The following is an 8,548-nucleotide window of genomic DNA, read 5'->3' as shown; positions in this document are numbered from 1 at the left end:
CTGTTACTTGTAAGAGTTGAGAACTTGCCTCATAAGGAGGTCTCCAAACCTGACCTGTAAAATGTAATAGTTCCATATATTATAATTAAGCATTAAAAAATCGGTTATTTTCTATACTTTTGCATTGCAAAGTTAGGATGTTGCTTTGGAAAAAAGAAGAACTATACTATCTGTCAGCCACTTACGTTTAGGTTAGTATTTCTCAATATCAGTAACATTAAAGATGAAAAAAATGAGAAAAAAATTGGATTATGATTTTTGTTCGGCATCTCCAATATTGGAATGGCTGGGTGATAAGTGGGCTTTAGATTAGTAAATAGGAAAATATATCCATCTGTACCACCCAAAGTAGAATATTATGTATCAGAGTTCGGTGAAACTTTAATTCCTCATTTGGAGCAATTAAAGCAATGGGGACAAGAGAATTTTGATACAATAATGGAAAATAGGCAGAAAAATAAATATTAGTGCAAGGTGCAAGTATATATCTATATATAGCTTGCACCTTGCACTAACCCCAGAAGATTTATTTTCAACGATTTGTGTATTTCAAAATAAAGCAGTATCTTTGAACCGTAGTTTTAGGCAGACAACGAACAGCCAAAAGGTGACAGAAAAGTGTTATTCTTGTAACCTAAGTTGTACCCCCTAAGGCTTTGACATAATGATAATAAATTGAATTTCAAGGATATTGGAGGGTAGGTTCGAAATCCTGTCTCTCCGCTGAAACCTAAGACATTAGGTAGCCAAATTAAGACAAGTCCCGTAAAATCAACGTTTTACGGGACTTTTTCTATTTATCCGGCGAACAACCGAAAGACATTAAGATGCCCACTCATGAAGCACTGAAGCCGTACGGCCTGAAATATAGTCTTAAGGAGTATTGGCGCATCTATTCGCTGCTATTTTCCTGCAGGCTTGCTCTTCGTCGGTATTATATCCGTAAATATATGAAAAGAGATTATATCGAAACTGAAATTGTACTTTTATTGTTATACTCTCCTTTTGCAGAAGAGTATATCTAATTACATATTGAACTCACGTTATTTAAATAACAACAGCAGTTATGGTAAAAATATATGGAATGGAAACTTGTCCGGATTGCACATACGTGGAAGAGCAAGTGAAAGGTAATGTCCAGTATGAAGTTATTGATATCGGCCGGCATGTGCGGGATTTGAAAGCTTTTCTGAAACTGAGGGACCATCATCCGGCTTTTATTGAAGCTAAAAGTGTTGGAGTTGTTGGGATTCCTTGCTTTGTACTGGAAGACGGTACGGTTACGCTGAATCCAGAAGATGCCGGATTGCGTTCACGTCCCGTCAATGATGGGGCTACCTGTAATATTGACGGAAGCGGTTGTTGATGATGGTACAAAAGATTCTTTTTCTTCACGGTTTTTTTGCATCAGGTGCATGTATACCGGCTCTTGCCCTGAAAGAATATTTCAAGGGTAAGGCAACAGTCTTGACACCGGATTTACCTCTGCATCCACAGGAGGCGCTCGACTTTATTCAAAGATTATGCGACCAAGAACGGCCTGATGTAATGATAGGAAACAGCAATGGTTCGTTCTTGGCACAGATAGTGGCTGCTAAAAACAATATCCCTGCTTTGCTTGGAAATCCTCACTTCGAAATGACAAGCTTCCTCATTGAACGTATTGGTTCGCATGAATACAAATCGCCACGGGCTAACGGGAACCAGCGGCTTGTCATTAATCGGACATTGATTGACGAATTCGCTGAACTTCAACAGCATCAGTGGGATTATTGTCAGCAATCCAACCGGGAAAAGATATGGGGAATATTTGGCGAAAACGACCATTTGGCACACTTCGAACCTTTGTTTTTGATGCATTACAAATACTCCTACCACTTCCCGGGCGGTCATACTCCGACAGCCGAAGAAGTGCAAAAATATTATGCTCCACTGGCGGAACGGTTGTTGGAACTATTTTCAGGCTTTGCAAGTGCGGATTGAGAATCGGCGAAGCCAAACTTGCAGGATTTAAAGAGGGTAGAAGAAGTTATCGCCCGCTTGGGCAGGCTTAGGAGTTAAACCGACAGCTCAAGTGTGTGCCCGGCATTCTTTTTTTACAAAGTTATTGGCTTAACTCATTAACTACAACCTATTAATGAAATTGCGAAACTTAAAACATTTATATTCTGATAAAACATATTCAGTGTCCATAACTTTGGTCACAAACAGTTAACGTGTGGCTTAAGTATTTGAACGGTTCGGAATATTCTGTGTCTTATATCTGACTGTAGCTGGAGTTTGATTTGTATAAGTCTGTTTATATGTACCCAGCCACTGCTGTTTAAGAAAACCATGTCAAGATAGATTTATGGCTAAATGAAACGGTACTTTGCGTGATGTCGTTAGGCTAATTGGAGCCAAAAGTGTTTCCGATTGACGGTATTGTAGAACAGCATTTTGATGTGGACTACAGAGGTCCGGTAAAACAGGCTTTTGTGAAATAGTTTATCTATATTGATTTTTTGAAGCCTTATTATACAGAGTGTGAGCTTGACGGCAAGACTGAAGATAGCAAGCGAATGCAAGGTGGTGTTGCCCGCTGTAATCTGATTTACCTATATGTAGTTGTTTGCTGCTTCTAAACACCTACTTTAGGCATCCTAAAGTGGCACTTTATTTCTCTCAAGTCCATAGTTGGCGGGTGAAATATGGGTATTCTGTCTGTGTGGCCGGTTGCTGGCTCTGAGGATAGTGAAAGGTTAATAGAACACGTACACAACCTGATTGTACAGAGGTTTGCCGGGTGAAGTTTCACCGCAAATGCTTCATAAAAAGAAGGATGCTGTGAAGGATTGGAGGCGTGGCAGGTTGTGAAGTGTTAATTCCTGATTCTTGGATTCAGAGCTCAGGTACCTCGTGCATACAGAGTGGTCGTTTTGCTGAATTAGAGGTAAGTACTCGAAAACACAAGATGGATGTCCGCTTTGCGGAGGATGCTTGCATTCCGGATGCAGGATGCTTGCACGGTCTGCGGTGGATGCAAGTGTCCACCGCAGACCGTGCAAGCAACTTTTTCCTTCACCGTGTGAAACCATAAGGTTCACCTCATCTTACTCTGTTTCAGTGAAGAAGGTAAGGCATGACAGCGTGAAACGGAGATGGTAGAAATATGTCAAGCGGAGACCCGCTTTCACCCTCTATTGGGTCACCAGGTTATACAATGTCTGATAATCTTTTGCTACCCCATACTTTACCTTGCAATCACTGATGGCGGCAAAATGGCGTCGGGCGCATTCTATTTTTGCGTCTTCAGCGCCTCTGAATTGTGATTCCTGCCAGTCATTGCCTTTGGTTTCAGCAATGAAATAGATATGTTTCACGCTACCTTCCTTGAATACAATTGCCCAGTCCGGGTTATAGTGCCCCATCGGGGTGTTGATGTAGAATCCGCGGGGCAGTTTGGTATATACCTCTACGATATCTTCACGTTCCAGTGCTTCTGCAAAATTCTTTTCCACTCCTTGACTGTCCACGACGACAATGTCGTACAGGGATTTGGCGCTCTCTATGGCATTCACACCCAGCTTGCCGCGCAGGGTGCTCTCTGTGAAGATGTCCACATCGTAGGTTTTGTTGCTGCGTTCGTATGTTATTTTCTGGATGACAGCCATGGCCTTGGCGTCATTGATGATATTTGCGGTTTTGATGATGAATTCTTCCGGGTTCATCTTGAACTGGGCGAATGTAGCCGGCATGATTCCTTTCAATATTTCTACAATGGTTCTTCTGGTCAGTCCGGTTGCGGCGACCAAATCGCCAATCAGGTCATAGCGCACGCTGTTGCCTACGGCTTCTGTCACGCGGATGGTGCGTGTCTTTCCGGTTGTCATGGCGGCTCCGGCCTGCAGGGATTCCTTGTCACGGATGTTTTCCAGTGTCCCTCCTTCTATTACAATGCGTATTTCCGTAACACTCAGCCGTTTGTCGATGCTTTCAATGGCTTTCTTTATCAGTTCGTCCGTACTGAAATCCACTTTGTAGAATGTCTTTACATTGATGCGATTCCATATTCCGGTAAACTTTTCTTTGAAAAGTTCCTCCCTGAATGTGGACGTTCTGGGCTTACGGGCATTGTCCGGCATCATCCGGTCAGGGTTGAATACGGTATCCAGTCGGCTGATAATATCCGTTTTGACCGGATTCAGTTCTTCTCCCAAATCAATGGTTCCCGCTTTCTTGTCATTGAAGTATTTTTCGGTCAGTTTCCCTTTCTTTACATACCCGTTGGCGATAAGCTCCTCGTGGATTTCGCACGCCAATTCTCTGTTAACCTTGATTGCTTTTCCCTCGGCAGACACCATTATTATGTCTTCAAAGAGATGGGCGGTAACCAGTATGGGGCGGTCTGCCACGTCGGCGGCAAGCTCAGCCTGGAGCTGCTTGCTGAAGTGTTCGTAGCTCTCACTGGCTATGACGGTCAGGATGTTTACGTCGAATACGCCGTCGCCCAATACGTCTTGGTCCTGGCGTTCACCGTCTTTGTTTACGCAGAGGCGCATACCTCGTCCCACTTCCTGGCGTTTTTTGATTTCGTTGCCGGTATCTTTCAACGTACAGATTTGGAACACATTCGGGTTATCCCAGCCTTCCTTCAAGGCTGAATGAGAGAAAATAAACCGCACGGGCTCTTCCAGGCTGAGCAGTCGTTCTTTGTTTTTCATAATCAGGTCATAGGCACGGATTTCATTTTCTCCCTCTTTCTCCTTGGAGTCTACTGCGGTTCCTTTTTTGTCTTGTGAGAAATATCCCTGGTGTACCTTTTCTGCCGGGAATCTGTTCAGATAACGCATATAAGTCTCGTCCGAAAAACAGGGCTGCATTTCCTGGAGCACATTCCGGTATTCTTCTTCAAACATGTCAGCGAATTTTCCATTGCTCGTGCCGTCCTTTTCGTAGATGCGGTAGCTGTTGACGTGGTCTATGAAGAAGAGTGAAAGCACTTTGATGCCTTTGGCAAACAAGTCTCTTTCCCTTTCAATATGTGTACGGATAGTTTCACGAATCTGGATACGGCGTAATACATCCTCGTTCACTTTTCCGATGGCGTCGCCTTCATGGAGGGTGATGCCGTTCAAGAAGCGCACACTTCCGTCTATACCGTCTATTCGCTCTATAATGAAATGGTTGTCATATTCGGCCAACCCGCCGCTTTGTTCGTGCAGATTGAATCCTTCGTCTGCCAGCCGGGTTGTCTGTTTGAAGCCGTTGGCTGTCTTTACATCAAACGAGATACGGGCCTGTGGATTTCCTTTTCCGATGACTATTCCATCCAGATAGACAAAGCCGTTTGTGGCGGTGCTGCCCAGCTGCGAAATGCCTTTCACTTCGATTTTCTTCACCAGCTTCCGGTTGTAGGCATCCATGGCATCCAGCCGGTACACCATGTTGTAAACATCGTCTTTTCGGTGAGTGGCACTGTACAGCAGTGTAAACAGCGGATGGAACTTGGCTATCCCTTTCCGGGTGGCGTTGTCTCTGCTGGCGCCCAATACGCTCTGGGGTTCGTCGATAATCAGAATCGGGTGAGTTTGGGCCAGAATGTCAATCGGTCTGCGGCTGCCAAACTCATCCCGTTTGGAGAAGATGATACGGGCCGCCGCGTCTCCGCTGCGCCCTTCCTGGTTCTTGTCCTCGTTCATGGAGGTGTTGAAGGCCTGCGTATTGATAATCATCACGTGCAGTCCGCTGTCGCTGGCAAAGCCGTCTATCTTGGACAACTGCTTGGAGTTGTAGACAAAGAACTGTATTCGCTTGCCGTACTCGTTGGCGAAATGTTCCTGCATGGTCTCAAAGCTCTTCTGCACGCCTTCGCGGATGGCGATACTGGGCACCACGATGATGAACTTGCACCAGCCGTACAGCTTGTTCAGCTCATACATGGTTTTGATGTAGGTATAGGTCTTGCCCGTACCGGTTTCCATCTCGATGGTGAACATCGGATTGGAAGTGTCGCCTTGCAGATATTCCACGGGTTTCAGCCCGCCGTCCATTTGTATCTGTCTCAGGTTTTCGGTCAGCGACTCTTTGTCCAACATCAATCTCTGGTTGCCGAACCCGGTTACGGCATACATATTCTTCTGTATTCCCTGGTCTATCAGGAAGTCGGCGCTGTCGCAGTATGGCTGGCCGGTAAATATATCGGTTACGCTTTTGGCAGCTTCTGCCTGAAAGCGTTGGTGTTTGAATTTCAGTTTCATTCCATGTCCCCCTTTCCGTATTATTCGATAAAGAATCGTTTCTGTTCTTCTATTTCCCTGCGCAATTCTTCTTCGGTAGGCATGTAAGCCATGTATTTTGAGGCAAACAACTGTTCGCTGTTATGCAGTACCGAATACTTGGCAATCGTCGTATCCGTATCCGTACAAAGCAACACACCTATCGTTGGATTATCCGAATCATCCTTTATCAGGTCGTCATACATCCGTACATACATATCCAGTTGTCCCACGTCTGCATGCGTCAGTTTATGGGTTTTCAGCTCAAACAAAACGAATCGCTTCATCTTGAAATTGTAGAATACCAGGTCCACATAAAACTCATCTGTCTGTGTCACAATATGTTTTTGTCTTTCCACAAAGGCAAACCCACGTCCCAGTTCCATGATGAAATGCTCCAGATTGTCTATCAAAGCCTGTTCCAGCCTGCTTTCAGAATAATCAGTGTCCCGCCTGAATCCAAGGAATTCTGCCACTGCCGGACTTTTGATATATTCCATCGGATCATTATCTCTCTTTTCTGGAACAGGCAACATCTTTCCTTCACGCTTGGCGGCACACAGCCTTCCATAATATTGGGTAGAAATATTCCTGTCCAGTGTACGCACACTCCACATTTCTTTTGATGCCTCATTGGCATACCATTGTCTGGCTTCTTCTTGTGGCACAGCCATGATACGCCGGAAATGTGTCCATGTAAGATTTGGCACTCGCGAGTGCCAAATCTGTAAATCTCTGAAGCACAGATAGAATTGTCTGTAATCCCTTAATCTTCTTGCAGTATAGTTGTTGCCATATTCTATGGACAATTTGTCGGCGAGCTGATTGATAAGTTGCTTTCCATAATCTGCACGTGCATTTCCCGATTGCTCCTCTTCCACAATACGCCGCCCGATATTCCAATACGTTGCAATGACTGCCTGATTGGCTGCCGCATAGGCTTCTTTCCGGCCTTTCTCTATTATTTCACGTATTTCATCAACCAAGCTAAGACCCTTACTTTGCGGGCTGCCTTGAAGCATGTTATGTTGATTTCCTTTCATGAGTTGTTTTATTATCTTAGATAACCTTGATATTCTTCATCGCTTCTTCTTCGCTCCAGTCGAGCAATTGTTTCAGGGTCTCGAACACATTGATTTTGGCATCGTCACGGGTAAAGCAACTGTCGCGGAACAACACGCGGAGGGGTTGCTTTGCGGCCATGGCTTTTACGATATTTTCTGTGATGTCCTCGGCAAAGCAGGCCACCAGGTCGCCCTCGTTTACGGTATAAATCATTTTACCATCCACTTCTTCACTGCTCATAGGTAAGGAGAGTTGTACGCCCCAACTGAGCATGGCTCCAAACAGCAGGTCGAGGTCTGTACGGTCGCTCTTTACGTTATTAAGGAAAAGGTCAAGTTGCGCCTGGTTGTATTCTCCCGGAGCTTTCTTTACCTCCTCAAAATTACTGTCTGCCAAGCGGAATACACGGAAACCGGTATCAAGGTTTTGGGTAGTTAAGGGAGATTCTTCCTTGATTTTTTTTCCGGCACGGCGGATGCGTTCTTTGGCTATTTGCGGAATGGTGTGATAACCTGCTTTACGGGCTTCGCTGTCTTCTGGCGTTTCTTCCGGGAGTTGAACCATGATATATTTGCGATTACCATTATCTTCTGCGTTGAGTTGCATAACAGCATGGGCTGTTGTTGCAGAACCGCTAAAGAAATCAAGAACCACAGCATCTGGTTGATTCTTAAATTTTAAAAGATATTTTATTAATGATACATCTTTAGGATATTCAAATACGTTCCCATGCATTAATTTTTCTAATTCTTTACCAGCTTCTTCTGTAGTAGTTACACCAACTTGAATGTCTATTAAATTGGGAGGACATTCTGGATTATAATCGGCCTTTTTGTAAGACAAAACAAGCTGTTTGCTTAAATCTACTTTTAACCCTTTACTTAAATTTTCATTAAGTGTTTCTTGAATCCAGATGAATTTATTGCTGAAACTAACTTCGTTTGAATTAACGCCGTTGGTTATAACTAAATCATTTAATAATTCATTTGGGAATTTAATTGTACCATATGTTCCTTTGGGGTACACACCATCAGGCAATTTGGTGTTTATTGAGCCTATGGGGAAAGTCAAAACTTTTATTGAATTTTGAGGTTTTGTAAAAGGATCATTACTAGAACTTTCTTTTTTAACCTGAGTTTTGGATAACACTCTCAACATAGTGAGAATATCCACGAGTATTCCCTGCGGAGAACCTTCCGTTCTTCGCTTCCACATGTTTATGTCCT

6 protein-coding genes are annotated in these 8,548 nt (G+C 44.0%); 3 read left to right on the top strand and 3 right to left on the bottom strand.

The features are described 5' to 3' along the window. The first annotated feature begins 297 nt into the window (after positions 1-297). From Q1Y74_RS12305 to Q1Y74_RS12295, 3 genes are all read left to right on the top strand, one after another. A complete protein-coding gene (locus tag Q1Y74_RS12305; protein WP_300814609.1) occupies positions 298-468 on the top strand; it encodes a winged helix-turn-helix transcriptional regulator in 171 nt (56 codons plus the stop codon). A 598-nt stretch (positions 469-1,066) separates the two neighbouring features. Beyond that, positions 1,067-1,366 (top strand): glutaredoxin-related protein, encoded by a 300-nt coding sequence (locus tag Q1Y74_RS12300; protein WP_300814608.1) that lies wholly within the window; start codon positions 1,067-1,069, stop codon positions 1,364-1,366. Between the two features lie 2 nt (positions 1,367-1,368). After that, positions 1,369-1,983, top strand: a complete 615-nt coding sequence (locus Q1Y74_RS12295; protein ID WP_366914109.1) for a YqiA/YcfP family alpha/beta fold hydrolase — start codon at positions 1,369-1,371, stop codon at positions 1,981-1,983. Positions 1,984-3,179: 1,196 nt separating this feature from the next. On the opposite strand, the gene Q1Y74_RS12290 is transcribed toward Q1Y74_RS12295, so the two are convergent. The 3 genes from Q1Y74_RS12290 to Q1Y74_RS12280 form a co-directional block, all read right to left on the bottom strand. Continuing rightward, the gene (locus tag Q1Y74_RS12290; RefSeq protein WP_300814606.1) at positions 3,180-6,239 is read right to left on the bottom strand and encodes a DEAD/DEAH box helicase family protein; all 3,060 of its coding nucleotides are present in this window, start codon (positions 6,237-6,239) and stop codon (positions 3,180-3,182) included. A 20-nt stretch (positions 6,240-6,259) separates the two neighbouring features. After that, a complete protein-coding gene (locus Q1Y74_RS12285; protein ID WP_300814605.1) occupies positions 6,260-7,300 on the bottom strand; it encodes a PDDEXK nuclease domain-containing protein in 1,041 nt (346 codons plus the stop codon). Positions 7,301-7,316: 16 nt separating this feature from the next. Further along, positions 7,317-8,548: DNA methyltransferase (locus tag Q1Y74_RS12280; protein ID WP_300814604.1), on the bottom strand; the 1,232-nt coding region annotated here is incomplete at its 5' end.

It is taken from the genome of uncultured Bacteroides sp. (assembly GCF_949298305.1).
In the GTDB taxonomy this organism is placed as follows: Bacteria; Bacteroidota; Bacteroidia; order Bacteroidales; family Bacteroidaceae; genus Bacteroides.
This window is presented reverse-complemented; position numbering and strand designations above follow the sequence as displayed.